Annotated in this window: 24 protein-coding genes; 6 read left to right on the top strand and 18 right to left on the bottom strand. The window is 69.9% G+C overall.

Annotated features, from left to right (window positions below):
* Positions 1–17: 17 nt before the first annotated feature.
* Entirely contained in the window at positions 18–449 is a 432-nt protein-coding gene (locus tag A5646_RS17595) for a limonene-1,2-epoxide hydrolase (RefSeq protein ID WP_066860787.1), read from the top strand.
* Between the two features lie 16 nt (positions 450–465).
* Here the strand turns inward: A5646_RS17595 and A5646_RS17590 are convergent, their stop codons facing one another.
* The 4 genes from A5646_RS17590 to pgsA form a co-directional block, all read right to left on the bottom strand.
* Positions 466–1275 carry a hypothetical protein gene (locus tag A5646_RS17590; protein WP_066879639.1) on the bottom strand — a complete coding sequence of 270 codons (810 nt, stop codon included), beginning with the start codon at positions 1273–1275 and terminating at the stop codon, positions 466–468.
* Between the two features lie 10 nt (positions 1276–1285).
* Positions 1286–2104 carry a phage shock protein PspA gene (gene pspA / locus A5646_RS17585; protein ID WP_066860793.1) on the bottom strand — a complete coding sequence of 273 codons (819 nt, stop codon included), beginning with the start codon at positions 2102–2104 and terminating at the stop codon, positions 1286–1288.
* A 123-nt stretch (positions 2105–2227) separates the two neighbouring features.
* The gene (clgR, locus tag A5646_RS17580; protein WP_066860796.1) at positions 2228–2554 is read right to left on the bottom strand and encodes a transcriptional regulator ClgR; all 327 of its coding nucleotides are present in this window, start codon (positions 2552–2554) and stop codon (positions 2228–2230) included.
* A gap of 108 nt (positions 2555–2662) precedes the next feature.
* Positions 2663–3271, bottom strand: a complete 609-nt coding sequence (gene pgsA, locus A5646_RS17575) for a CDP-diacylglycerol--glycerol-3-phosphate 3-phosphatidyltransferase (RefSeq protein WP_066860946.1) — start codon at positions 3269–3271, stop codon at positions 2663–2665.
* 38 nt (positions 3272–3309) lie between these two features.
* Here pgsA and A5646_RS17570 point away from each other — a divergent pair, with 38 nt between their 5' ends.
* Positions 3310–3843 (top strand): amino-acid N-acetyltransferase, encoded by a 534-nt coding sequence (locus tag A5646_RS17570; RefSeq protein WP_066860799.1) that lies wholly within the window; start codon positions 3310–3312, stop codon positions 3841–3843.
* Between the two features lie 51 nt (positions 3844–3894).
* Here the strand turns inward: A5646_RS17570 and A5646_RS17565 are convergent, their stop codons facing one another.
* A complete protein-coding gene (locus A5646_RS17565; RefSeq protein WP_156749228.1) occupies positions 3895–6579 on the bottom strand; it encodes a DNA translocase FtsK in 2685 nt (894 codons plus the stop codon).
* Between the two features lie 2 nt (positions 6580–6581).
* Here A5646_RS17565 and A5646_RS17560 point away from each other — a divergent pair, with 2 nt between their 5' ends.
* The 3 genes from A5646_RS17560 to A5646_RS17550 are packed head-to-tail and all read left to right on the top strand — an operon-like array spanning position 6582 to position 8604.
* On the top strand, positions 6582–6896 hold the full coding sequence (locus tag A5646_RS17560) for a putative quinol monooxygenase (protein ID WP_066860802.1): 315 nt from the start codon (positions 6582–6584) through the stop codon (positions 6894–6896).
* Entirely contained in the window at positions 6896–7726 is an 831-nt protein-coding gene (locus tag A5646_RS17555) for a mycofactocin-coupled SDR family oxidoreductase (RefSeq protein ID WP_067023055.1), read from the top strand. Before A5646_RS17560 ends, A5646_RS17555 begins: the two co-directional genes overlap by 1 nt.
* 5 nt (positions 7727–7731) lie before the next feature.
* On the top strand, positions 7732–8604 hold the full coding sequence (locus A5646_RS17550; protein ID WP_082976065.1) for an SAM-dependent methyltransferase: 873 nt from the start codon (positions 7732–7734) through the stop codon (positions 8602–8604).
* 90 nt (positions 8605–8694) lie between these two features.
* Here A5646_RS17550 and A5646_RS17545 read toward each other — a convergent pair whose 3' ends face one another.
* The 9 genes from A5646_RS17545 to A5646_RS17505 all read right to left on the bottom strand — a co-directional run bounded on the left by A5646_RS17545 (position 8695) and on the right by A5646_RS17505 (position 18036).
* Positions 8695–10371 (bottom strand): ribonuclease J, encoded by a 1677-nt coding sequence (locus A5646_RS17545; protein WP_067023051.1) that lies wholly within the window; start codon positions 10369–10371, stop codon positions 8695–8697.
* A 19-nt stretch (positions 10372–10390) separates the two neighbouring features.
* Positions 10391–11293 (bottom strand): 4-hydroxy-tetrahydrodipicolinate synthase, encoded by a 903-nt coding sequence (dapA, locus tag A5646_RS17540; RefSeq protein ID WP_066879648.1) that lies wholly within the window; start codon positions 11291–11293, stop codon positions 10391–10393.
* Positions 11294–11363: 70 nt separating this feature from the next.
* Positions 11364–12116: an FAD-dependent thymidylate synthase gene (gene thyX, locus A5646_RS17535; RefSeq protein WP_066860954.1), complete on the bottom strand. Its 753-nt coding sequence runs from the start codon at positions 12114–12116 to the stop codon at positions 11364–11366.
* A gap of 5 nt (positions 12117–12121) precedes the next feature.
* Positions 12122–13213, bottom strand: a complete 1092-nt coding sequence (locus A5646_RS17530) for a restriction endonuclease subunit S (protein ID WP_067023049.1) — start codon at positions 13211–13213, stop codon at positions 12122–12124.
* On the bottom strand, positions 13210–14616 hold the full coding sequence (locus A5646_RS17525; RefSeq protein ID WP_067023046.1) for a type I restriction-modification system subunit M: 1407 nt from the start codon (positions 14614–14616) through the stop codon (positions 13210–13212). Before A5646_RS17525 ends, A5646_RS17530 begins: the two co-directional genes overlap by 4 nt.
* A complete protein-coding gene (locus A5646_RS17520) occupies positions 14616–15839 on the bottom strand; it encodes a winged helix-turn-helix domain-containing protein (protein ID WP_067023043.1) in 1224 nt (407 codons plus the stop codon). The genes A5646_RS17525 and A5646_RS17520 overlap by 1 nt, the downstream gene beginning before the upstream one ends.
* A 55-nt stretch (positions 15840–15894) precedes the next feature.
* On the bottom strand, positions 15895–16629 hold the full coding sequence (locus A5646_RS17515; protein ID WP_066860823.1) for a cell division protein DivIVA: 735 nt from the start codon (positions 16627–16629) through the stop codon (positions 15895–15897).
* A gap of 74 nt (positions 16630–16703) precedes the next feature.
* Positions 16704–17228 carry a dihydrofolate reductase gene (locus tag A5646_RS17510; RefSeq protein WP_067023040.1) on the bottom strand — a complete coding sequence of 175 codons (525 nt, stop codon included), beginning with the start codon at positions 17226–17228 and terminating at the stop codon, positions 16704–16706.
* Between the two features lie 7 nt (positions 17229–17235).
* A complete protein-coding gene (locus A5646_RS17505; RefSeq protein WP_067023039.1) occupies positions 17236–18036 on the bottom strand; it encodes a thymidylate synthase in 801 nt (266 codons plus the stop codon).
* A 151-nt stretch (positions 18037–18187) separates the two neighbouring features.
* On the opposite strand from A5646_RS17505, the gene A5646_RS17500 reads away from it, so the two are divergent.
* Positions 18188–18937, top strand: coding sequence for a dienelactone hydrolase family protein (locus A5646_RS17500; protein ID WP_067023036.1), 750 nt, complete (start codon positions 18188–18190; stop codon positions 18935–18937).
* Here A5646_RS17500 and A5646_RS17495 read toward each other — a convergent pair.
* The 4 genes from A5646_RS17495 to A5646_RS17480 form a co-directional block, all read right to left on the bottom strand.
* A complete protein-coding gene (locus tag A5646_RS17495) occupies positions 18926–20137 on the bottom strand; it encodes a glycosyltransferase (RefSeq protein ID WP_067023033.1) in 1212 nt (403 codons plus the stop codon). The two genes, A5646_RS17500 and A5646_RS17495, sit on opposite strands and share 12 nt — an antisense overlap.
* A gap of 158 nt (positions 20138–20295) precedes the next feature.
* The gene (locus tag A5646_RS17490) at positions 20296–21399 is read right to left on the bottom strand and encodes an acyl-CoA dehydrogenase family protein (RefSeq protein ID WP_067023030.1); all 1104 of its coding nucleotides are present in this window, start codon (positions 21397–21399) and stop codon (positions 20296–20298) included.
* Positions 21396–22595 (bottom strand): acyl-CoA dehydrogenase family protein, encoded by a 1200-nt coding sequence (locus A5646_RS17485; RefSeq protein WP_067023027.1) that lies wholly within the window; start codon positions 22593–22595, stop codon positions 21396–21398. Before A5646_RS17485 ends, A5646_RS17490 begins: the two co-directional genes overlap by 4 nt.
* On the bottom strand, positions 22592–23374 hold the full coding sequence (locus tag A5646_RS17480) for an SDR family oxidoreductase (RefSeq protein WP_067023025.1): 783 nt from the start codon (positions 23372–23374) through the stop codon (positions 22592–22594). Before A5646_RS17480 ends, A5646_RS17485 begins: the two co-directional genes overlap by 4 nt.
* Between the last annotated feature and the right edge of the window lie 56 nt (positions 23375–23430).

Here is a 23430-nt window from a genome sequence, read left to right as displayed (position 1 = left end):
GCGCCTACGCTGACAAGATGACCGAGCTGACTGGGACAACCGTTGCGAACACCCGTACGGTCGAAGGCTTCCTGAACGCGCTGCAGGAGGCGGATTACGACGCCGCGGGCGCCGCGCTGGCCGACGACCTCGTCTACGAGAACGTCGGCCTGCCCACCATCCATGGCCGGGCCAGGGCCATCAAACTGTTTCGCCAGATGGAGGGCCGCGCGGCCTTCGAGGTGAAGATCCACCGCATCGCGGCCGACGGCGGCGCGGTGCTGACCGAACGCACCGACGCGCTGATCTTCGGCCCGCTGCGTCTGCAGTTCTGGGTGTGCGGCGTGTTCGAGGTCCAGAACGGGCGAATCACGTTGTGGCGGGATTACTTTGACTTCTTCGACATGCTCAAGGCCACCGCGCGCGGCCTGGCGGCGCTGTTGGTGCCGTCGCTGAAAGCGACGTTCTGACAACGCTTCTCGGCGACTAGCCGGTTCCCCGCAGCCCGCCGAGTTCGTCGAAGGCCTGCGCCCAACCGAGCAGCCGGTCCGTCGCCCCGGCCAGCTCCGCGCGGTAGTGCTGCGACGCGGCCGATCCGTCGCCGTTCGCCGAGGACACCAATTGCGCTGCCGCGGTGACCATTTCGTTGTATTGGCGAACGCCCGCAGACAGCTGGGCGGTGAACGCGTTGATGGTGGGCACCAGATACGTCCGCGATTCCGCGCTGGCTTCGGCCGCCCGCTCCATCGACACCACCTGCGCGGCGGTGGACGCCATGGCGGCCGAGGTTCTGGTGGCGGCGGCGGTCAGGTCGCGGATCTCGGCGGCCGGCAACATCGCGCCCCGCTCGATCACCGCCACCAGGGAGGAAAATCCACGCTCGGAGGCGCCCAGCGCGTACATCGCCGGGCGCGCCGCCGAACCCGGCGGCGGCAGCCGGCGCCCGGTGGTGGCCCGCGGCACCGGCAGCGGCTCGGAGCGCAGCCAGCGATAGCGAAGCAGCAACAGCGTCGCCGGGATCGCCATGAACACCGCGACGCCGCCGGTGATTTCGAGCAGCAGCGCGAACCAGCCCCAGGCCGCCAGCAGCATCGTCACCGCCGCCCAGAACACACAGCCCGCGCTGAAGATCAGGCCCCAGCGCAGCGCGCGACGACGGCGCCGCAACTGGCGTGCGCGCGGGTCCGCGGCCGCGCTGAGCTTGCGGGCCACCAGGTCGGACAGGTCGGCGGCGGTGGCCAGTCCGCGGTGCAGGAACGCGCGCCACGGACCGGGCCGCGACGCCTTCACCGCCATGACGCTTCGGCTACTGGCCAAGTGGCTTCTCGGTCACCGAGCCGCCAGCGCTCTCCGCGGGCGCGGGCGTCGTCCCCGCGGCCGGCGTCCCGCCGGTCGGCAGGGCCTCCCCGCGCATCGAGGCGCGAATCTGCTCGAGCCGGGAATGACCGGCCATCTGCACCCCGGCCTGCTCGACCTCGAGCATCCGGCCCTGCACCGACCCCTGCGCGAGCTCGGCGGCCCCGATCGCGTTGGCGTACCGTCGCTCGATCTTGTCGCGCACCTCGTCGAGGCTGGGCACGTTGCCGGGGGCGGCGAGATCGCTCATCGACTGCAGCGAGGCGCTCACCTGCTCCTGCATCTTGGCCTGCTCGAGCTGGCTGAGCAGCTTGGTGCGCTCGGCGATCTTCTGCTGCAGCACCATGGCGTTCTGCTCGACGGCCTTCTTGGCCTGCGCGGCCGCGCCCAGCGCCTGGTCGTGCAGCGTCTTGAGGTCTTCGACGCTCTGCTCGGCGGTCACCAGCTGGGCGGCGAACGCCTCGGCGGCGTTGTTGTACTCGGTCGCCTTGGCGGCGTCCCCGGCGGCGGTGGCCTGGTCGGCCAGCGTCAACGCCTGACGCACGTTGACCTGCAGCTTCTCCACGTCCGCCAGCTGACGGTTGAGCCGCATCTCCAGCTGCCGCTGGTTGCCGATGACCTGCGCGGCCTGCTGGGTCAGCGCCTGGTGCGTGCGTTGCGCTTCCTCGATGGCCTGCTGGATCTGCACTTTGGGGTCGGCGTGCTCGTCGATCTTGGCGTTGAACAGCGCCGTGAGGTACTTCCACGCCTTGACGAACGGATTGGCCATGAGTTAGCTCCGCCTTCGCTTCTTGAGGATCCCCGGGTGGGCCTGAGGGCTCTGCGCCTGTCGCTCAATTTAGTGGGTCGGCGCCGATCGCCCCACCCCTTACGCGGGATCGGTGCCCGGCGCTCAGGCCAACGCCAACGAGGCCACCGGTGGGATGACGACCTTGATGCTGGTGCCGCTCGCCCCGTCCGCGGGCGCGCCGACGGCCGTGCGCTCCTCGCTGGCCATCCGCTCGCCGGCGTGGATGAGAACCGACGACAACGGTACGTCCAGCGCGTCGCAGATCGCGTTCAGCAGCTCGCTGGAGGGCTCCTTGCGGCCGCGCTCCACCTCGGACAGGTAGCCGAGGCTCACCCGCGCCGAATCGGAGACCTCGCGCAACGTGCGGCCCTGTGTCGTGCGGGCCTCGCGCAGCACGTCGCCGATGACCTCGCGCACCAATGGCGCCATCCCGCCCTCCTTCGTCCGGTCGGCCCTGCGCGGCACGCACTGCTGCGGCAGGTGCTCACTAGGTGAACGCCGAGAGCGGTGGTCTGGTTCCCGGTCGGGGCCGGAGAATCAACCGGGCGTGCGGCGGACTTCCCGCACCGTCGACACGACGTAGTCGATGCCGGTGATCACCGTCAGCACGATCGCCGCGCCCATCACCACCGCCGCGACCACCCGGAACGGCCCCGGGGTTCCCGTCCAGGGCAGCACGAACAAGCCGATGGCCAGCACCTGCACGACGGTCTTGAGTTTGCCGCCCCAGCTGGCCGGGATGACGCCGCGGCGAATCACGGCCAGCCGCAGCACGGTCACCCCGAATTCGCGCGTCAGGATCAGCACCGTGACCCACCACGGCAGCTCCCCGAGCATCGAGAGCCCGATCAGCGCCGAGCCCACCAGCGTCTTGTCGGCGATCGGATCGACGAACGCGCCGAATTCGGTCGCCATGCCGTAGTTGCGGGCCAGCAGGCCGTCCAGCCGATCGGTGATGCAGGCGATCGCGAAGATGACGAAAGCGATTACGCGGAAGCCGCTTTCGCGGCCGTCGCCGGCGAACAGGGCGAGTAGGAAGACCGGCACCAGCACCAGCCGCAACAGGGTCAGCGTATTGGCGAGATTGGCGATGTTTGCGCGGCCCGGCGGTCCGGTTAACGGACCCGTCTGCGGCTGCCCCGACACGGCAACAGAATAACGGTTGACCAGCACAGCCGTCCGAGATGTCGATACTGTTAGCCGTGAGCAGAAGTCCAGAGCGTTATCGGCCGCTGGTTCGGCGCGCGCGAACATCCGATGTTCCGGCCATCAAGCACCTGGTCGACACCTACGCCGGAAAGATCCTGCTCGAGAAGAATTTGGTGACGCTGTACGAGGCCGTGCAGGAGTTCTGGGTGGCCGAGCACGAGGGCCGGGTGGTCGGTTGCGGCGCCCTGCACGTGATGTGGTCCGACCTCGGCGAGATACGCACCGTCGCGGTCGATCCGGCGATGACCGGCCACGGCATCGGCCACGCGATCGTCGACCGGCTGCTCGAGGTCGCTCGCGAGCTGGCCCTGAAGCGGCTGTTCGTGTTGACGTTCGAAACCGAGTTCTTCGCCCGGCACGGGTTCACCGAGATCGAGGGCACGCCCGTGACCGCCGAGGTGTTCGAGGAGATGTGCCGGTCGTATGACATCGGTGTCGCCGAGTTCCTGGACCTCAGCTACGTCAAGCCCAACATCCTCGGCAACTCCCGGATGCTGCTGGTGCTCTAGCTCGATTGCGGCGACCCGCATCGCCCGGCTGCGCCGCCCTCGCGATCGCCGCTACTCGTCCTCGTCGGATCCGTTGGCATCGCTGCCGCCGCGGATCAGCGCCAGCGTTCCGGCCAGTTCGTCGGGCTTGATCAGCACCTCACGCGCCTTGGAGCCCTCCGACGGCCCGACGATCCCGCGGGTCTCCATCAGGTCCATCAGCCGGCCGGCCTTGGCGAAGCCGACGCGCAGCTTGCGCTGCAGCATCGACGTCGAACCGAACTGGCTGGACACCACCAGCTCGACTGCCTGCAGGAACACGTCCATGTCGTCGCCGATGTCGGGGTCGACGTCGGTGCGTTCGCCGGTGGGCTTGGCGGCGGTGACGCCCTCGGTGTACTCCGGTTCGGCCTGGTCCTTGCAGGCGGTGACGACGGCGTGGATCTCCTCGTCGGTGATGTATGCGCCCTGCAGCCGGATCGGCTTGCCCGCGCCCATCGGCAGGAACAGGCCGTCGCCCATGCCGATCAGCTTTTCCGCGCCGGCCTGGTCCAGGATGACGCGGCTGTCGGTCAGCGACGACGTGGCGAACGCCAGCCGCGACGGCACGTTGGTCTTGATCAGCCCGGTTACCACGTCCACCGACGGCCGCTGGGTGGCCAGCACCAGGTGAATGCCGGCGGCGCGGGCCTTCTGGGTGATCCGCACGATGGCGTCCTCGACGTCGCGCGGGGCGGTCATCATCAGGTCGGCCAGCTCGTCGACGATCGCCACCACATACGGGTAGGGCCGGTACTCGCGCTGACTGCCCAGCGGCGCGGTGATGGCGCCGGAGCGCACCTTCTCGTTGAAGTCGTCGATGTGGCGCACCCGGGAGGCCTGCATGTCCTGGTAGCGCTGCTCCATCTCCTCGACCAGCCACGCCAGCGCGGCCGCCGCCTTCTTGGGCTGGGTGATGATCGGGGTGATCAGGTGCGGAATGCCTTCGTAAGGCGTGAGTTCCACCATCTTCGGGTCGATCAGGATCATCCTGACCTCCTCGGGGGTGGCCCGCGCCAGCAGCGAGATCAGCATCGAGTTGACGAAGCTGGACTTACCGGATCCCGTGGAACCGGCGACCAGCAGGTGCGGCATCTTGGCCAGGTTGGCCGAGATGAAGTCGCCCTCGATGTCCTTGCCCAGCCCGATCACCAGCGGGTGGTGGTCGCGCCGGGTCGACGGCGCGGTGAGCACGTCGGCCAGCCGCACCATCTCTCGGTCGGTGTTGGGCACCTCGATGCCGACCGCGGACTTGCCCGGGATCGGGGCCAGCATGCGCACGCTCTCGGTGGCCACCGCATAGGCGATGTTCTTCTGCAGCGCGGTGATCTTCTCGACCTTCACGCCCGGCCCCAGCTCGACCTCGTAGCGGGTGACGGTCGGCCCGCGGGTGCAGCCGGTGACGGCGGCGTCCACCTTGAACTGGGTCAGCACCTCGGTGATGGCGTCGGCCATGACGTTGTTGGCGGCGCTGCGCTTCTTGGGTGGGTCCCCGGCGACCAGCAGGTTCAGCGAGGGCAGCGTGTAGGGGCCCTCGACGACCCGGTCCAGCTCGACGGTGTCGTGCTTGTCCGCCGACCGCCCGCGCTTGCGGCCCCGCGACGTGGGCTGGACGGCGGGCTCGGGCACGGTGGGAATGTCGTCCTGCAGCGCGGCCTGGGCATCGTCGTCGGGTGACCAGGCCGGCGGCGGCGCCTCGTCGGGGACGGCAGGCGCCTCGTCGTGGTAGTCGTCGCGGTCCGCCGCGGCAGCGTCCTCAAAGTCGTCGAACTCGTCGGCGTAGTCGTACGGCTCGTCGTCGTAGCCCTCGTCGACGAACCGGGTGTGGAACAGGTTGCGCATCACCACGGGCACCTCGCGGATCGTGGTGCCGGTCAGCAGCAGCAGGCCGAACATGAAGCCGATGAACAGCAGCGGCGCCGCGATCCACGGGGTGAGCCCGTCCGAGAGCGGCCCGCCGATGGCGAAGCCGATGAAACCGGCCGCGCGGCGGCGCGCTTCGGGGTCGCCCGGCGAACCGGACCACAGGTGGCGCAACCCGAGCACCGACAGGGCGATCAGGCTGGCGCCCAGGATCAGCCGGGGCCGCACGTCGGGGTTCGGCTCGGTGCGCATCAGCGTCACCGCCACCGCGGCGGTGACGACCGGCAGCGCAAGCACACCCGCGCCGATGAAGGTCCGCAGCGCCGTGTCGACCCACGTCCCGACCGGCCCGGCGGCGTGGAACCACGAACTGGCGGCGACCACCACCGAAAAGCCCAGCAGCAGCAGCGCGATGCCGTCGCGGCGATGCCCCGGGTCGATGTCGTGGGCGCGCCCGATCGACCGGGCCGCGCCGCCCGTTCCCCGCGCGGCCATCATCCAGATGGCGCGCATGGCGCGACCGCAGGTCAGCCCGGCGGAAACCAGCGGGGCCTGGTTACGCCGCCTGGCGGGCTTGCCGGACTTCTTGCGGGGCGCCGCCGGGCGCGCTCCCCGGGACCGGCTGGGCCGCGATGTGGCCTTTGACCTGCTCGTTCGGCTTCCGGAGCGGGCGGCGGTCTTACTGGGCATGCCGGCAAGCGTAGTCGCAACGGCATCATCTACACCACCCGCCACACTGGTAACGGCCCGGCTTGTCCGGCATGGCCCGAATCGGCCCTCACATCGCGTGAGTAGGGTGACATCCGGTTGCGAGAAGTCGTGCTCGTCACCCACCCGGAGCGCCCAGGAGGCCATCAATGCCCGTCGTCGTCGTCGCCACCTTGACCGTCAAACCCGAGTCGGTCGACACCGTTCGCGACATCCTCAAAACCGCGGCCGTGGAGGTGCACGAGGAGCCGGGCTGCCAGCTGTATGCCGTGCACGAATCGGGCGAGACCTTCGTCTTCGTCGAGCAGTGGGCCGACGCCGAGGCGCTCAAGGCGCACAGCACCGCACCGGCGGTCACCAAGATGTTCACCGCGGCCGGCGAGCACCTGGACGGGGCGCCCGACATCAAGATGCTGCAACCGGTCCCGGCGGGCGATCCGGCCAAAGGACAGTTGCGGCCCTGATGGCCAGGTCGTCGAAAGGGCCCCTGACGGGCAAGGTCGCCTTCATCACCGGCGCGGCGCGCGGGCAGGGCCGCGCGCACGCGGTGCGGCTGGCCGCCGACGGCGCGGACATCATCGCCGTCGACCTGTGCGACCAGATCGCCAGCGTGCCCTACGCCCTGGCCACGCCCGAAGACCTGGCGGCCACCGTGAAGCTGGTGGAAGACACCGGCTCCCGGATCGTGGCCTCTCGTGGCGACGTCCGCGACCGCGAATCGCTGTCGGCGGCACTGCAGGCCGGCCTGGACGAGTTCGGCCGGCTGGACATCGTGGTGGCCAACGCCGGCATCGCCCCCATGCAGTCCGGCGACGACGGCTGGCACGACGTCATCAACGTCAACCTGACCGGCGTCTACCACACCATCAAGGTCGCGATACCCACGATGGTCAAGCAGGGCACCGGCGGGTCGATCGTGCTGATCAGCTCGAGCGCGGGGCTGGCCGGGGTCGGCAGCCCCGACGCCGGTTCCGTCGGCTATGCCGCCGCCAAGCACGGGGTGGTCGGGCTGATGCGGGTCTATGCGAATCTGCTTGCTGGACAGATGATTCGGGTCAACTCGATCCATCCGTCCGGGGTCGAGACGCCGATGATCAACAACGAGTTCACCCGCGAGTGGCTGGCGAAGATGGCCGCCGCGACCGACACGCCGGGCGCCATGGGCAACGCCATGCCGGTGGAGGTGCTCGACGTCGAGGACGTCGCCAACGCGGTGGCGTGGCTGGTGTCCGACCAAGCTCGCTACATCACCGGCGTGACCCTGCCCGTCGACGCGGGATTCCTGAACAAGTAGCCGCCATGGCCCGAAACCTGGTTGCGCAGACGGCATTTGGTCCGATGGTGCTGGCCGCCGTCGAGCAGAACGAGGCGCCCGGCCGCCGCCTGGTCGACGACGACTTCGCGGAGCTGTTCTTGCCCGCCCCGCTGCGGTGGCTGGTCGGAGCCACCCGGTTCGCCCCGGTGCGCCGGGCGCTGATCCGCGGCTCGGAGTTCACCGGTCCGGGCTTGTGGGCAAACCTGGCCTGCCGCAAGCGTTTTATCGCCGACAAGCTCAAGGAGTCGCTCGACGACATCAACGCCGTCGTCATCCTCGGCGCGGGCCTGGACACCCGCGCCTACCTGCTGACGCGGCGGGTCCGCATCCCGGTGTTCGAGGTCGATCTGCCGGTGAACGTCGCGCGCAAGTTCAAGACGGTCCGCCGGGTGCTCGGCGAGCTGCCGCTGTCGGTTCGGTTGGTGGCGTTGAACCTCGAGCATGACGACCTGCTCACCGCGCTGGCCGAGCACGGTTATCGCACCGACTACCGGGTGTTCTTCATCTGCGAGGGCGTCACCCAGTACCTCACCGAGGCGACCGTGCGGCGCACCCTGGACGGGCTGCGCGCGACCGCGCCCGGCAGCCGGTTGGTGTTCACCTATGTGCGTAGGGATTTCATCGACGGCACCAACCGGTATGGCACCCGCACCCTGTACCGCACCGTGCGCCAGCGGCGGCAACTGTGGCATTTCGGTCTGCAGCCCGATGAGGTGGCCGCGTTCCTCGGCGAATACGGCTGGCGGCTGGTGGAGCAGGCCGGTCCCGACGAGCTCGTGCAGCGCTACGTCGAGCCCACCGGCCGCAAACTCAAGGCCTCGCAACTGGAGTGGTCGGCCTACGCCGAGAAGATCTGAGTGCAGCGATCCTCCGCGACACTTAAACATCTGCGACGACACGCCGGTCATCACCGCAATGAGTTAAGTTTCGCGGCCCAGACGCCGAGTTCAGACCTCGATGACGGTCGGCACGATCATCGGCTGACGGCGGTAGGTCTCGCCCACCCACTTGCCGACGGTGCGCCGCACGCCCTGAGCGATGCGGCCCGGATCGGTGATGTTCTCGGCCGCAAGCGCTTCCAGTTCGGCCTCGACCCGGCGCACGGCGGGCTCGAGCGCCTTGGGGTCCTCGGAGAATCCGCGCGATTGCAGGTGCGGCGGGGCGACCGGGCGACCGGTGCCGCGGGTGACGATGACGGTCACCGCCACGAAGCCCGACGACAGGATAAGCCGCTCGCCCAGGGTGATGTCGCCGACGTCGCCGTTGATCAGGCCGTCGACGAACATCTTGCCCACCGGCACCGCGCCGGCGATGGAGGCCGTGCCCGCCACCAGGTCGACGCTCACGCCGTTCTCGGCCAGCAGAATCGACTCCTCCGGCACGCCGGTGCGGGCCGCGAGTTTGGAGTTGGCGCGCAGCATGCGCCAGGTTCCGTGCACGGGCATGACGTGGCGCGGCCGAATCCCGTTGTACAGGAACAACAATTCCCCGGCGTAGGCGTGCCCCGAAACATGCACGCGCGCTTGGGCATTGGTCACGACGCGAGCACCGATCTTGGCCAGCTCGTCGATGACGCCGTAGACCGCCTCCTCGTTGCCCGGGATCAGCGACGACGCCAGCACCACCAGGTCACCGGCGGTCAGGGTGATGCTGCGGTGCTCGCCGCGCGACATCCGCGACAACGCCGACATCGGTTCGCCCTGCGTGCCGGTGGTGATCAGCACCACCTTCTCTGGCGGCATCATCTCGGCGGCGCCGATGTCGATCACGTCCGAATCGGCCACCCGCAGGAACCCGAGTTCGCGGGCGATGCCCATGTTGCGCACCATGGACCGGCCGACGAACGAGACCCGCCGGCCCAATGCGACTGCGGCGTCGATGATTTGCTGCACGCGGTCGACGTTGGAGGCAAAGCATGCCACGATGACGCGGCCTTCGGCGCCGCGGATCAGCCGGTGCAGCGTCGGGCCCACTTCGCTTTCCGACGGGCCGACACCCGGGTGCTCGGCATTGGTGGAATCGCACAGGAACAGGTCCACCCCGGCGTCACCGAGCCGGGACATGCCGGGCAGGTCGGTGGGGCGGCCGTCCAGGGGAAGCTGGTCGAGCTTGATGTCACCGGTGTGGAGGACGGTTCCGGCACCGGTGTGTACGGCGATCGCCAGCGCGTCGGGGATGGAGTGGTTGACGGCGAAGTACTGGCATTTGAACACGCCGTGACTGCTCTTCTGGCCCTCGCCCACCTCGACGAACACCGGCTTGAGGCGGTGCTCGCGGCATTTCGCCGCGACCAGCGCCAGCGTGAACTTCGAACCGACGACCGGGATGTCGGGGCGCAGCTTGAGCAGGAAGGGAATGCCGCCGATGTGGTCCTCGTGGGCGTGGGTGAGCACCAGCGCCTCGATGTCGTCGAGCCGGTCTTCGATGTGGCGCAGATCCGGCAGGATCAGATCGACCCCGGGCTCGTCGTGGGTGGGGAACATCACCCCGCAGTCGATGATCAGCAGCCGGCCCAGGTGCTCGAAAACCGTCATGTTGCGGCCGATTTCGCTGATGCCGCCAAGAGCGGTGACCCGCAACCCTCCCGTGGCCAAGGGGCCTGGCGGGGCGAGGTCTACATCCACTTCTCGGAAACTCCTCGGGTCACCGCAGCACTGACGCCGCACGCATATCGGCGGCCAACGCCTCGAGTTGTTCTGGCGTGGCGGGCATTTGGGGCAACCGCGGATCGCCGACGTCGATGCCCTGCAGGCGCAGGCCGGCCTTGGACATGGTCACCCCGCCCAGCCGGGCCATCGCGTCGCACAGCGGGGCGACGGTGGCGTTGATCTTGCGGGCGGTGGCGATGTCCCCGGAGCTGAAGGCGGACAACATCTCCCGCAGCTGCCCCGCGGCCACGTGCGAGATCACGCTGATGAAGCCGGTCGCACCCATGGCCAGCCACGGCAGGTTCAGCGCGTCGTCGCCGGAGTAGTAGGCCAGTCCGGTCTCGGCGATGATCTGGCCCCCGCTGTGCAGGTCGGCCTTCGCGTCCTTGATCCCGACGATGTTCGGGTGGGCGGCCAGCGCGCGGATGGTGTCGGGCTGGATCGGTATCACCGAGCGCGGCGGGATGTCGTAGAGCAGCACCGGCAGGTCGGTCGCGTCGGCGACGGTGGTGAAGTGGGCGATCAACCCGCTCTGCGGCGGCTTGGAGTAGTACGGCGTGACCACCAGCAGCCCGTGGGCGCCCTCGGCCGCGCAGGCCTTGGCCAGCCGGACGCTGTGGGCGGTGTCGTAGGTGCCGGCGCCGGCGATGACGCGGGCCCGGTCGCCGACGGCGTCCAGCACGACGCGCAGCAGCTCTCGCTTCTCGTCGTCGGTGGTGGTCGGGGACTCGCCGGTGGTGCCGGAGATCACCAGGCCGTCGCAGCCCGCGTCGATCAGGTGATTGGCCAGCTGGGCGGCCGCGGCGGTGTCGACGGAGCCGTCGGGCCGAAACGGTGTGACCATCGCGGTCAGCACGGTTCCCAGCCGCGCTGGGGCGTCGAATCCGGCGGTGCTCACGGTGTTCAGGTTACCTGGCCCCAGCAAGGTATTTAGCACCCGCGTAGACGCGCCGTCGCGCGACTTCGCGTCAGGCTTCGGTCGCCAGCGGGCTGGTCGCGACCTCCGTGCCGTCGGCCAGGGTGGAGATCTCGAAGTCGGCGAACACCGCGGGCGCCACACCCGAGAGCTGGCGCAGGCATTCGATGGCCAGCCGGCGGATTTCCACGTCGGCGTGCTCGCTGGCGCGCATCGCGATGAAGTGGCGCCACGCCCGGTAGTTGCCGGTCACCACGATGCGGGTCTCGGTTGCGTTGGGCAGCACGGCGCGGGCGGCCTGGCGGGCCTGCTTGCGCCGCAAGACGGCGCTGGGTTGATCGGCGAACTTGGCTTCCAGTTTGGTCAGCAGCTCGGTGTAGGTGGCACGGCTGGCGTCGGCGGCCGCGGCCAGGATCTGCTGCAGTTCCGGGTCGTCCTGCAGTCCCGGGGGCACGACCACGTGCGAGTCCTTCTCGGGGACGTAGCGCTGCGACAGCTGCGAATACGAGAAGTGCCGATGCCGGATCAGCTCGTGGGTGCACGATCGGGAGATGCCGGTGATGTAGAACGACACGCTCGCGTGCTCGAGCACCGAAAAGTGCCCGACATCGATGATGTGTTTGATGTAGCCGGCGTTGGTCGCGGTCTTGGGGTTGGGCTTCGACCAGCTCTGGTAGCAGGCCCGGCCGGCGAACTCGACCAGCGCGGGACCGCCGTCGGCGTCGGTGTCCCATGGCACGTCCGGGGGCGCCAAGAAGTCGGTCTTGGCGATCAGTTGCACGCGCAGCGGCGCGATCTCGGCCACGGCGCTCACCTTAGCCGGGCGACGATGCGCGCCACGGAGTGGCGCGAGGAGACCCGCACCTTCCCGCAGACGAGCAACGGCAGCAGCGCATCGCGCAAGGCCGACAACCGCGCGCTCTCGGCGCGCCCGGCGTGACACAGCGCACCCAGATCGCTGATCGTCCGCAACGCCGCCGGGCTCAGCAGGCGCACGTCGGGGACCGACACGTCCAGCAGGTCGCCGGGCCGGATCCGTTGATGGCTGCCCGAGGTCCCCGCGGCCCGCCGCTGCAGCCGCAGGGAGACGTCCGGCTGCCGCAGCGCCGACCACAGCGCCGAGGAATCGCAGCCCTGTGGGCGCAGCACGACGAACTCGGTGCTGGCCACCGCCATGTGCGACGGCAGGCTCGGCACGTTCCAGATCCGCGGGATCCTCGGGTTCAGCTTGGCGAACAACACACAGGGCTCCGTCAGGAGCAGCTTGGCGCTGCGCACCGCCGCGGCGTCGACTAGGCGGGGTCTCGCGCCGTCGTCGAACGCCGGAAGGCTGAAGTGGGCGAGGCGATCGTCGAATTCGCTCACGTGGCAGATCACCGTCGACCGGCTCGCCAGGCTGGACAGCCGCACCCGACCCGGCGCCGCTTCGGCGAGGGCGATCATCAGGCGTTCGGCCGCCCCGATCACCCGGTCGTTGGCGGCGATCTTGTCGTCGAGGGCGCCCAGCACCTCCGCGATCCGACGCCGTTCGCCCGCGGCGACGGTCGGCACCGACACGTCGTTCAGAATCCTCTGGTTGAGCAGGGCCTGACCCGACCCGGATCGGTGGTCGGCCAGCCGGCAGGTGTGCAGGGCGTAGTACCAATACCGGGTCTCTCGGGGGTCTTTGGCGCGGCACACCAGCGCGTTCTCGGTGACCCAGACGTCGGAGTCGCAGTAGCGCAGGCTGCCGCAGTACGACCCGACGCGGCCGAGCACGATCACGGGCCCGCTGGCGTTGTGCTCGGCGGCGTAACCGATCGCGCCGTTGGCCCCATAGATGGGGACCCCTCCGCCGGACGCCCGCCGGGGCGCGCTGCTTCCGCTGCGAAAATCGAGGTGATCGCCCAGGACGGTGTTCACCGCAGCCGCTCCACCTGACGGCGCACCGCTTGGTCCGCGCGCGCCGATTCGTCCAGCGCGGCCAGCAGCTCGCCGGTCAATCGCGCGATCTTGTCGGCGGCCGGCTCGCCGTCATCCGGCACGGCCGGCGCATCCACATAGCGCCCGGGGGTCAGCGGGTAGCCCGCCGCCCTGATGTCGTCCACCGGCACGGACCGACAGAATCCCGGAACATCCTCATACGCAAGGCCTTTGGCGAGGGCCGACGCCGCGCCGGACCACCCGTGGTAGGCATCGGCGATCCGGACGATCTCGTCGCGGGTCAGTGCGCGCTCGGCGCGATCCACCAGCTGGCCCATGCCCCGCGCGTCGACGAACAGCACCTGCCCAGATCGGTGCGCCTTGTCCATGGCGAAGAACCACAGGCACACCGGTATCGCGGTGCTGCGGAACAGTTGCGCGGGCAATGCGACCACACACGACACCAAATCCGCCTCGACGATGCGGGCCCGAATGTCGCCCTCCCCCATGGCGTTCGACGACATCGAACCGTTGGCCATCACCACACCGGCCGTGCCGCCGGGCGCCAGCTTGGACAGGATGTGTTGGATCCAGGCGTAATTCGCGTTGGTGGCGGGCGGAACGCCGAAGCGCCAGCGCGGGTCCTCCTCGTCGCGGGCCCAATCCTTGATGTTGAACGGCGGATTGGCCATCACGTAGTCCATCTGCACGCCGGCGTGCAGGTCGGTGACGAACGTGTCGGCGCACCGGGCGCCCAGATCTGAGCCGTCGATGCCGTGCACGGCGAGGTTCAGTTTCGCCATCCGCCAGGTCTGCTCGACGCTTTCCTGGCCGTAGACGGTGACGTTCGCGGGGTCACCGTCGCGTTCGGCGACGAAGTGCTCGGTCTGCACGAACATCCCGCCCGAGCCGCAGCACGGGTCATACACCCGCCCGCCGGTCGGTTCGAGCACCTCGACGAGCAGCCGCACGACGCTGGGCGGGGTGAAGAATTCGCCGCCCCGCCGCCCTTCCGCGCGCGCGAAATTGCCCAGGAAGTACTCGTAGACCTCGCCCATCAGGTCGCCGGCCCGGCTGTCGCGGTCACCGATCCGGGTGCCGTCGAGCACGGTCACCAGCTCACCGAGGCGACGCCGGTCGAGGTTGCCGTACAGCCGGGGCAGCATCCCGGCCAGCGCCGGTGTCGCCGTCATCACGGCGTCCATCGCCTCATCGGCCAGCCGGCCGATGCCTTCGGAGGTTACGTTGTCCGCCAACACTTTCCAGTGTGAGGCGGAGGCATGCTTCAGGAACACCAGCCCCAGGATCACGTCCTTGTACTGGCCGGCCGACAGGGAGCCGCGCAGCTTCTCGGCCGCCTTCCACAGTGTGGCGTTGAGTTCCCTGGACGTCGACGCCGCCATCAGCCGGCCCGCTTGGCCGCCGCGCGCAGCTCACCGGACAGATCACCGTTCCCGGCGACACTGAACCCGCCCAGGCCCAGCCAGGCCGCCATGGACTGCAGTTCACCGGCCAGCGCCGCGGCGACGCGATCCCTGGGCGCATCCGGTTCCCCGAACGCGCCGAGGACCCGCAGTGTGCCGGCGGCGCGGTCGGCCTTGAGGTCGACGCGCGCCACCAGTCGCCCGTCCATGAGCAGCGGCCACACGTAATAGCCGTACTGCCGCTTGGCGGCCGGCGTGTAAATCTCGATGCGGTAATGGAATTCGAACAGGCGCTCGACGCGCGGACGGAAGAAGATCAGCGGGTCGAACGGACACAGCAGCGCGGTGCCGCGGTCGGTGCGGGGCACCGCGCGGCCCGCCCGCAGATAGGCCGGCGCCGACCAGCCGTCGACGTCGACGGGCTCGAGGTCACCGGTGGCCACCAGCGCGGCGATCACCGGCTTGACCTGGGCGGCCGACAGCCGGAAGTAGTCGCGGATATCGGCCTCGGTGCCCACGCCCAGCGCGGTGGCGGCCCGCAGCGTGAGCTCGCGGATCGCCTCGTCGTCGTCGACCTCGCGGGCCAGCACGCGGGCCGGCAACACCCGCTCCACCAGGTCGTAGTGGCGGGCGAAGCCCACCCGCGTGGCGGTGGTGAGCACCCCGGCGGAGAACAGGGCCTCGGCCACCCATTTGGTGTCGCTGCGGTTGCCCCACCAGCTGCCTTTGGGCCCACGCGGTCCGGCCTCGAGGTGGGCCTCGATCTGTCCGGCGGTGCTCGGTCCGAGCTCGGCGACGGCGGCGACGACCTTGTCGGCGAGTTGCGGGTTGGCCTTGACGATGTGGGTGCCCCAGCGGCCGTGGGAGTACTGGCGCATCCGCCAGCGCAACAGCGGCCAGTCCTCGACGGCCATCAGCGCGGCCTCGTGGACCCAGTATTCGGCCAGCAGCCGTGCGGACCGCGGACCCCAGGCGGCGCGGTCGAGCACGTCGCGGTCGTAGGCGCCGAGCCGGCTGAAAACCGGGGCGTAATGCGCCCGCACCGCCACCGAGACCGAATCCAGTTGCAGCACTTGGATTCTGGAGATCAGCCGCTTCAGGTGTGCCCGGGTGATCTCACCGCCGGGCCGGGGCTCGGTAAAACCTTGGGCTGCAACGGCTATCCGGCGGGCTTGGTCGGCCGATAGCCTGCGGGTTGGCACGGCGCAGAGAATACCTCTTGGGTGCGACAACCCCGGCAGGCCACGCCAGCGCGACTCAGCCCGCGCGGACCTTGCGGTCCAGCGGTTTCAGCACAGCCTCGTCGCCCGAGTCGTTTTGTTCGGCGTAGGCCGCCTCGAGGGCCTTCGGCACCTCGTCGAGGTCGTGGTAGACGCCCATCAGCTGCTCGAGGATCTTGATGCGCCGCGCCGTCGCCTCGTCCACCGCGCGCTGCGCCTTCTCCCGGTAATGGTCGGCGCCCTTCTTCGCGTCGCCGAGCAGCTGCTCGCACTCGCGTTCGGCCTCCTGGCGCGCCTTCTTGATCGCCGATTCGGTCTCGGCGCGCATCTCGGCCAGTTCCGCGTCGAGCCGCTCCTTGGTCTCCGCGTACTCGGCTTCCAGGGCTTTTTGCTGCGCGGCCATGTCGGCCAGCACCTCGTCGCGCTTTCGTTCCGCGGCTTCGGCCTCGGCCTCGGCCGCCGCGATCACCGCATCCGCTTCGGCGCGCGCCTCGGCCTGCATCTCGGCCACCTCGTCGACCGCGCGGCTCAGCATTTTCGCCATCCGCTGCTGCACCGCGTGGGGCGAGGGCGAGGTATCCGTGAGCACGGCCACCTCTTTGCGCAGCGCGGCCGTCTGATCGGCGGATTCCTGCAGCCGGGCCCGGAGGCTCTCGACGTCGTCAAGCAGCAGTTGCTGCTTGGTGGTCAGCATCTCGATGTGGGCATCAACCGCGGCGGTGTCGTAGCCCATGAATTTTCGAGAGAACGTCTTCACGGGTTCGGTTATCACTGCCAATTCCCCCTTCTCTCTTCGAACGCCTGGTTGACCCTGTGCGACCGACCCCCGCGTCCGAGTATGTCAGGTCAGCCCGGGGGCGCGCCCGGGTGCGCGGCGGGCCGCCGGTAGCTGTGGAAGCGATACCGCAGCCCCGAGCGGCTGGCCTGCCACTCCCCCGTCTCACCGACCCAGGTGTCGTCCAGCGTCGGCGCCAGGGCGTCGTCGTCATCGCGGCGCAAATCGATTTCGATCTCGGTGACCTCGCAGCGGGTGGCGTGCGGCAGCGCCAGCAAATAGATCTGCTCGCCGCCGATGACCCAGGTCCGCGGCTCGCCCTCGGCTTGGGCCAGCGCCGCCTCCAGGGATCCGACCACCTGCGCCCCGTCGGCGACGAAGCCGGTGTCGCGGGATAGCACGACGTTGCGGCGCCCGGGCAGGGGGCGCACCCTCGCCGGTAACGACTCCCACGTCCGCCGGCCCATGATCACCGGGTGACCCATCGTCACCTCTTTGAACCGCAACAGATCTTCCGGCACGTTCCAGGGGATGTCACCACCGCGCCCGATCACGCCGGAGCTCGACTGAGCCCACACCAGGCCCACCTCGGTCATGCGGCGGTCATACGGCGACGGGGGCTTTGATCGCCGGGTGCGGGTCGTAGTTCTGCACGACGACGTCCTCGTAGACGTAGTCGAAGATCGAGTCCCGTTGCGCCAGAACGAGTTCCGGGTAGGGCCGGGGATCGCGGCTCAGCTGCAGGCGCACCTGTTCGACATGGTTGTCGTAGATGTGGCAGTCCCCACCCGTCCACACGAACTCGCCGACGGCCAGGCCGGCCTGGGCGGCCATCATGTGCGTCAGCAGCGCGTAGCTGGCGATGTTGAACGGCACGCCCAAGAACAGGTCGGCGCTGCGCTGGTAGAGCTGGCAGCTCAGCCGCCCGTCGGCCACGTAAAACTGGAAGAACGCGTGACACGGCGGCAGCGCCATCTGCGGGATCTGGCCGACGTTCCACGCCGACACGATGATGCGCCGCGAGTCGGGGTCGGTGCGCAGCAGCTCGAGGGCGGCGCTGATCTGGTCGATGTGCTCGCCCGAAGGCGTCGGCCAGGATCGCCACTGCACGCCGTAGATCGGCCCGAGATCGCCTGTGTCGCTTGCCCATTCGTCCCAGATGGTGACCCCGTGCTGGTGCAGCCAGTCGACGTTGGAGTCGCCGCGCAAAAACCACAGCAGCTCGTAGATCACCGATTTCAGGTGCACCTTTTTGGTGGTGAGCAGCGGGAAGCCGGCCGAGAGGTCATAGCGCAGCTGCTGACCGAACAGGCTGCGGGTCCCGGTGCCGGTGCGGTCGGATTTGGCCGTTCCCTGCTCGAGCACCAGGCGAAGCAGGTCCTCGTAGGGAGTCGGGATCGGCACGCCGTCAGAATAGCGGCGATCGCGAGCGCGGCGAAGCCGGGCGCGGCGGGTCGACGCGGATGTTTCGCGGCGATCGCGAGCGCGGCGAAGCCGGGCGCGGCGGGTCGACGCGGATGTTTCGCCTCTAGGCCCGCGGAGTAAAACGGGTGCCATGCCGAACATCATCGACGTCGTCACCACACCCGATGGCACCTGCACGGTGCACCTGTTCACCCCCGATGGCCCCGAATCGCAAGTCCCCTGGCCCGGGTTGGTCATGTATCCCGACGCCGGCGGCGTGCGTGACACCTTCGAGCAGATGGCCGCCAAGCTGGCCGGGTTCGGTTACGCCGTGCTGCTGCCGGATGTCTACTACCGCACCCCGGACTGGGCGCCGTTCGACATGGCGACGGTCTTCACCGACAAGAGGGAACGCGGGCGCCTGTTCTCGATGATCGGCAGCGTCACCCCGGACCGGATGGCCGCCGACGCGACCGCGTTCTTCGACTACCTGGCCGCCCGCCCCGAGGTGCTCGGCGAGCGGTTCGGGGTATGCGGCTACTGCATGGGCGGCCGGACGTCGCTCATGGTGGCCGGCCGGGTGCCCGACCGGGTGGCCGCCGCGGCGTCCTTCCACGGCGGCGGCCTGGTGACCGACACCGAGGACAGCCCACACCTGCTCGCCGACCGGATGACCGCCACGGTGTACGTGGGCGGCGCCCAGAACGACGCGTCGTTCACCGCCGATCACGCCGAGCAACTGGACAAGGCCCTGACGGCGGCCGGCGTCGAGCACACGATCGAGTGGTATTCGGCCGGCCACGGATTCGCGGTCCCGGACAACGGGCCCTATGACGCCGCCGCAGCCGAGCGGCATTGGGACGCGATGACGCAGGTGTTCGCCTCGGCGCTACCGCGTTAGCGCCGCCCGCAGCACGGTCGCGGCCACGGCCGCCCCGTCCGTGCGGATCGTCGCCGCCACGGAGCGCGCCCGCTCGCGGGTCCGCTCGGTCAGCACCGCCTTGAGCGCGGCCGACAGCGACTCGGTGGTCGGGGCCGGACCGTCGTGGGCGGCGCCGATGGCCAGGTCGCGCACCCGGCCCGCCCAGTAGGGCTGATCGGCCCCCTGCGGCACCACCACCTGTGGCGCACCGGCGCGGGCGGCCGTCGTGGTGGTTCCCGCCCCGCCGTGGTGTACAACGGCGGCGACCCGGGTGAACAGCGCCTGGTGGTTGACGTCGCCGACGCCCAGGCAATCGGCCCCGTCGTCGATCGGGGTCAGCTCCGCCCAGCCGCGGGACACCAGGACGCGGTGGCCCTGCGCGCGGATCGCGTCGATGGCGACCCCGGCGACGTCGTGGGAGGCGCGCATGGGCATGCTGCCGAAGCCCACATAGACCGGTGGCGTTCCCGCGTCCAGGAACGCCACCAGTTCGGCCGGCAGGGGCCGTTCGTCGGGCAGCAGCCACGCGCCGGTCTGGACCACGTCGAGGTCGCTGGGCTGGCGCCAGGGATCCAGGATCGGGTCCGTCGCCAGCCAGGGCGATTCAGTCAGCGCGTAGTCGCGCAGGTTGTCCAGCGGCGCCAGCCCGATGGCGGTCCGGTGAGCGTTGAGCGTCGCGCCGAACAGCTCCTGCATGTGCCGGCCATCCAGTTGCCACAGCACCCGGTTGTCGACCATGCCCGGGGGGAAGGGCCCGTAGGCGGGCGGCGGGTGGTGCGGCGACGGCAGGATGGTGGGCTGGTAGGTGACATAGACGTAGTGGATGCCCAGCCGTTCGGCCACCGAGCGGGCGGCGGCCGCCGCCGGCGGGAAACCGGCCACCACCAGCGCGTCGCACCCTTCGGCCGCGGCGGCCACGGTGTCGAACTGCACGGCGATCAGCGCGTCCAGGTGCCGGCGGAGGTCCTCCTCCGACGGCAGCGCCCCGGTCTTCATCGCCCGCAGCGATTCGCCGAAGGGCAGCAGCGGCACGTCCACCCGGGCCAGCAGCTCGACGAATTCCGCGTCCGGCGGCGCGCTCACCCCCGCGTCCACGCCGAGCGTCCGCAGCTGCAGCGCGAGCGCGGCAAGCGGCTCGACGCCTCCGCGCGAGTCGTACGCCGACAGCAACACCCGCATCGCACCGCTCCCACTTCCACCCGGGTGGTCGCAAAACTCTATCCTCGGCGCGCCGTCCGGCCGCGCAACGAGGGGCCGTTTGCCGTCATTGGCGGGCCCGCAGGTAAGAATCACCGCGAGCCCAGGCACGGCGCGCGCCCGCGCCGCGGGTGGCAACGTCAGAATGCCGGCAGGTCCACCAATTCGGCCAGGCGGGCGCGGTGACGGTATGCGGTGCCGAATGCCAACTGGTCGCTCTTGGCGCGCTTGAGGTACAGGTGTGCGGGATATTCCCAGGTCATGCCGATCCCGCCGTGCAGCTGGATGCACTCCTCGGCGGCATGCACGGCGACGTCGCTGCAGTAGGCCTGGGCGATGGCCGCCGCGGCGTCCGCGTCCGCGCCGTCCCGGACGCAGGTGTCGGCGGCGTAACGGGCCGCGGCGGTTGCCGCGCCGATTTCGAACCACAGGTCCGCCAATCGGTGCTTGATCGCCTGGTAGGAGCCGATCGTGCGGCCGAACTGCCGGCGTTGCCGGACGTATTCCAGCGTGGTCTCGAAGCACCACTGGGCGACCCCGAGTTGCTCGGACGCCAGCAGCGCAGCCCCGGTCCGGATGGCTTCGATGACGGGCTCGTCGCCCGCGCCGGCGCGCGACGACGGTGTCTCCGAAAAGGACACGGCGGCAAGGGGTCTGGTCATATCCAGCGCGAGCAGCGGGGAAACCCGCAGCCCCGCCGCGCCGCGGGCGACGGTGTGCAGCTCGAGCCCGGCGGGCGCGGCGACCGGGACCACCAGCACGTCGGCGGCGTCGGCGCCGGTCACGCCGGTGACCGATCCGCTCAGGCCGTCCGAGTCGCCGCTGACCAGCGGGACCGGGTCGCCCGGCGCGCTCGACAGCGGCACCACCAGCGCCGCCGTCAGCTCGCCCTGCGCCAGCGCCGACACCGTCTCGGTGTCACCGGCCCGCAGCAGCGCGATGGTGGCGAGCACCCCGCTGGACAAAAACGGCACCGGCGCGACGGCCCGGCCGATCTCCTCCATGACCACCGCGGCCTCGCGGGCGCTCGCGCCGGCGCCGCCCAGCGACTCCGGAACCAGCAGGCCGGCCACGCCCAGCTCGGTGGCCAGCGTGCGCCACACGCCCGAAAAGTCTTGCGGTTCGGCGTTATACAGGCTTGCCACGCCTTCGGGCGGACACCGCTCGGCGAACAGCTGGCGCACGCCGGCCCGCAACGCCTCCTCGGTGTCGGAGTACAGCAGGTCGGCGAGGTGCGCGCTCATCGGGGCAGGTCCTTCCAGGCGACGTCCTTGTCGACGCGGTGTTCGCCCGGCAGGCCCAGGATCCGCTCGGAGATGGTGTTGCGCAGGACTTCTGAGGTGCCGCCCTCGATCGAGTTGCCGCGCGCCCGCAGGTAGCGGTATCCGGGCCCGCGGCCGGTCAGGTCGACCGTCTCGGGCCTGCGCATGGTCCAGTCGTCGTAGTAGAGGCCGGATTCGCCGTGCAGCTCGATCTCGAAGCCCGAAATCGCTTGCGCCAGCTTGGCGAACGCCACCTTCATGCCGGCGCCCTCCGGGCCCGGCTGACCGGTGGCGGCCTGCTGCCGCAGCCGCTCGCCGGCGAGCCGAAGGACCTCCGCCTCCACCCACAACCGCATCAGTTGATCGTGCATGGCGGGGTTGCGCAGCGCCGGCTCGTCGCGCCACGCGGCGGTGACCTTGCCGATGTGGCCGCCCTCCCGCGGCGCCCCGGCGCGGGAACCGATCGCCACCCGCTCGTTGTTCAGGGTGGTGGTCGCGACCCGCCAGCCGCCGCCCTCCGGGCCCAGCCGATTCGCGTCGGGCACCCGGACGTCGGTGAGGAACACCTCGTTGAACTCGGCCTCGCCGGTGATCTGGCGCAACGGCCGGATCTCGACGCCGGGCTGCGTCATGTCGCAGAGAAAGTAGGTCAGGCCAGCGTGTTTGGGCACGGCCGGATCGGTGCGGGCCACCAGGATCGCCATCTGCGCGTGTTGCGCCTGCGACGTCCACACCTTCTGGCCGTTGACAATCCAGTCTTGAGGGTTATCCGCGTCGCGCACCGCGCGGGTCGACACCCCGGCAAGGTCGGATCCCGCGCCCGGCTCGCTGAACAGTTGGCAGTAGATCTGCTCGCCGGTGAACAAGGGGCGCAGAAACTTTCGTTTCTGGTCGTCGGTGCCGAACGCGGCGATGGTCGGCGCGGCCATGCCCATCCCGATGTAGTTCTTCGGCGTGCCGCCCACCGGCGCACCGGCGGCGGCCAGCCGGGCATCGACGCGCTCCTGGGCGGTGCGCGGCAGATCCAACCCGCCGAAGCCGCGCGGCAGGTGCACCCAGGCCAGCCCCGCATCGTATTGCGCGCCAAGGAAATCCCGCGGGTCGCTGGTCGCCGGATCGTGCTCGTCGAGCAGTGCCTGAACCCGTGCGTCCAGGTCGGTCGTATCGACGGCGGTCATTGACCGCCGCCCGGCGCGGACTGGAAGCCCTGCGCGGCGCCGAGCAGCAGGCCGCCGTCGATCACCATGGTCTCGCCGGTGATCCAGCTGGCCGCGTCGGACACCAGGAAGGCGACCGCCCCGGCCACGTCGACGGGTTCACCGATGCGCCCCAGCGCGATCGACGAGGCCAGCGGGTCCTCGTGGTCCTTCCACAGCGCCTCGGCGAGCCGGGTGCGCACCACCCCGGGCGCGATGGCGTTGACCCTGACGCGCGGCGAAAGTTCCAGCGCCAGTTGCTTGGTCACATGGATCAGCGCGGCCTTGGTGGCGTTGTACATGCCCATCGCCGGCGATTGATGCAGACCGCCGATGGAGGCGGTGTTGACGATCGCCCCGCCGTGCTCGCCCATCCACGCCTTGACCACGAGCGAAGTCCACAACAGCGGGGCCCACAGGTTGACGTCGAAGATCTTGGTGAAACGGGCGTGATCCTGGTCGATCAGCGGACCGTAGGCCGGGTTGGTTCCGGCGTTGTTGACCAGGATGTCGACGCTGCCGAAGCGCTCCAGCGTGAGCTCCACGCAGCGCCGCGCGGCGTCCTCGTCGACCGCGTGCGCGCCGACGCCGAGGGCCTGCTGGCCCACCTGGGCGGCGGCCTCCTCGGCGGCCTCCTGCTTGCGCGCGGTGAGTACCACATTGGCCCCCGCGGCCGCCAGCTGCTGGGCGATCGAAAGCCCGATTCCACGCGACGCGCCGGTGATGATCGCGGTGCGGCCGGTCAGATCTTGCGAGGTCATGTGGTCAGGCCTTCCGTCGCGGTGACGCCGCCGTGCGGCAGCGGGAACTTCGTGCT

This window comes from Mycobacterium sp. 1245499.0, from assembly GCF_001673615.1.
GTDB classification, from domain to species: domain Bacteria; phylum Actinomycetota; class Actinomycetes; order Mycobacteriales; family Mycobacteriaceae; genus Mycobacterium; species Mycobacterium europaeum_A.
This window is presented reverse-complemented; position numbering and strand designations above follow the sequence as displayed.

Coding starts and splice junctions, on each gene's coding strand:
- A5646_RS17595 (WP_066860787.1), top strand. CDS start 18: ATGACCGAGCTGACTGGGACAACCGTTGCGAACACCCGTACGGTCGAA.
- A5646_RS17590 (WP_066879639.1), bottom strand. CDS start 1,275: ATGGCGGTGAAGGCGTCGCGGCCCGGTCCGTGGCGCGCGTTCCTGCAC.
- pspA (WP_066860793.1), bottom strand. CDS start 2,104: ATGGCCAATCCGTTCGTCAAGGCGTGGAAGTACCTCACGGCGCTGTTC.
- clgR (WP_066860796.1), bottom strand. CDS start 2,554: ATGGCGCCATTGGTGCGCGAGGTCATCGGCGACGTGCTGCGCGAGGCC.
- A5646_RS17570 (WP_066860799.1), top strand. CDS start 3,310: ATGTCGATACTGTTAGCCGTGAGCAGAAGTCCAGAGCGTTATCGGCCG.
- A5646_RS17565 (WP_156749228.1), bottom strand. CDS start 6,579: ATGGCCTCCTGGGCGCTCCGGGTGGGTGACGAGCACGACTTCTCGCAA.
- A5646_RS17560 (WP_066860802.1), top strand. CDS start 6,582: ATGCCCGTCGTCGTCGTCGCCACCTTGACCGTCAAACCCGAGTCGGTC.
- A5646_RS17555 (WP_067023055.1), top strand. CDS start 6,896: ATGGCCAGGTCGTCGAAAGGGCCCCTGACGGGCAAGGTCGCCTTCATC.
- A5646_RS17550 (WP_082976065.1), top strand. CDS start 7,732: ATGGCCCGAAACCTGGTTGCGCAGACGGCATTTGGTCCGATGGTGCTG.
- A5646_RS17525 (WP_067023046.1), bottom strand. CDS start 14,616: ATGGCGGCGTCGACGTCCAGGGAACTCAACGCCACACTGTGGAAGGCG.
- A5646_RS17510 (WP_067023040.1), bottom strand. CDS start 17,228: ATGACCGAGGTGGGCCTGGTGTGGGCTCAGTCGAGCTCCGGCGTGATC.
- A5646_RS17500 (WP_067023036.1), top strand. CDS start 18,188: ATGCCGAACATCATCGACGTCGTCACCACACCCGATGGCACCTGCACG.
- A5646_RS17495 (WP_067023033.1), bottom strand. CDS start 20,137: ATGCGGGTGTTGCTGTCGGCGTACGACTCGCGCGGAGGCGTCGAGCCG.
- A5646_RS17490 (WP_067023030.1), bottom strand. CDS start 21,399: ATGAGCGCGCACCTCGCCGACCTGCTGTACTCCGACACCGAGGAGGCG.
- A5646_RS17485 (WP_067023027.1), bottom strand. CDS start 22,595: ATGACCGCCGTCGATACGACCGACCTGGACGCACGGGTTCAGGCACTG.
- A5646_RS17480 (WP_067023025.1), bottom strand. CDS start 23,374: ATGACCTCGCAAGATCTGACCGGCCGCACCGCGATCATCACCGGCGCG.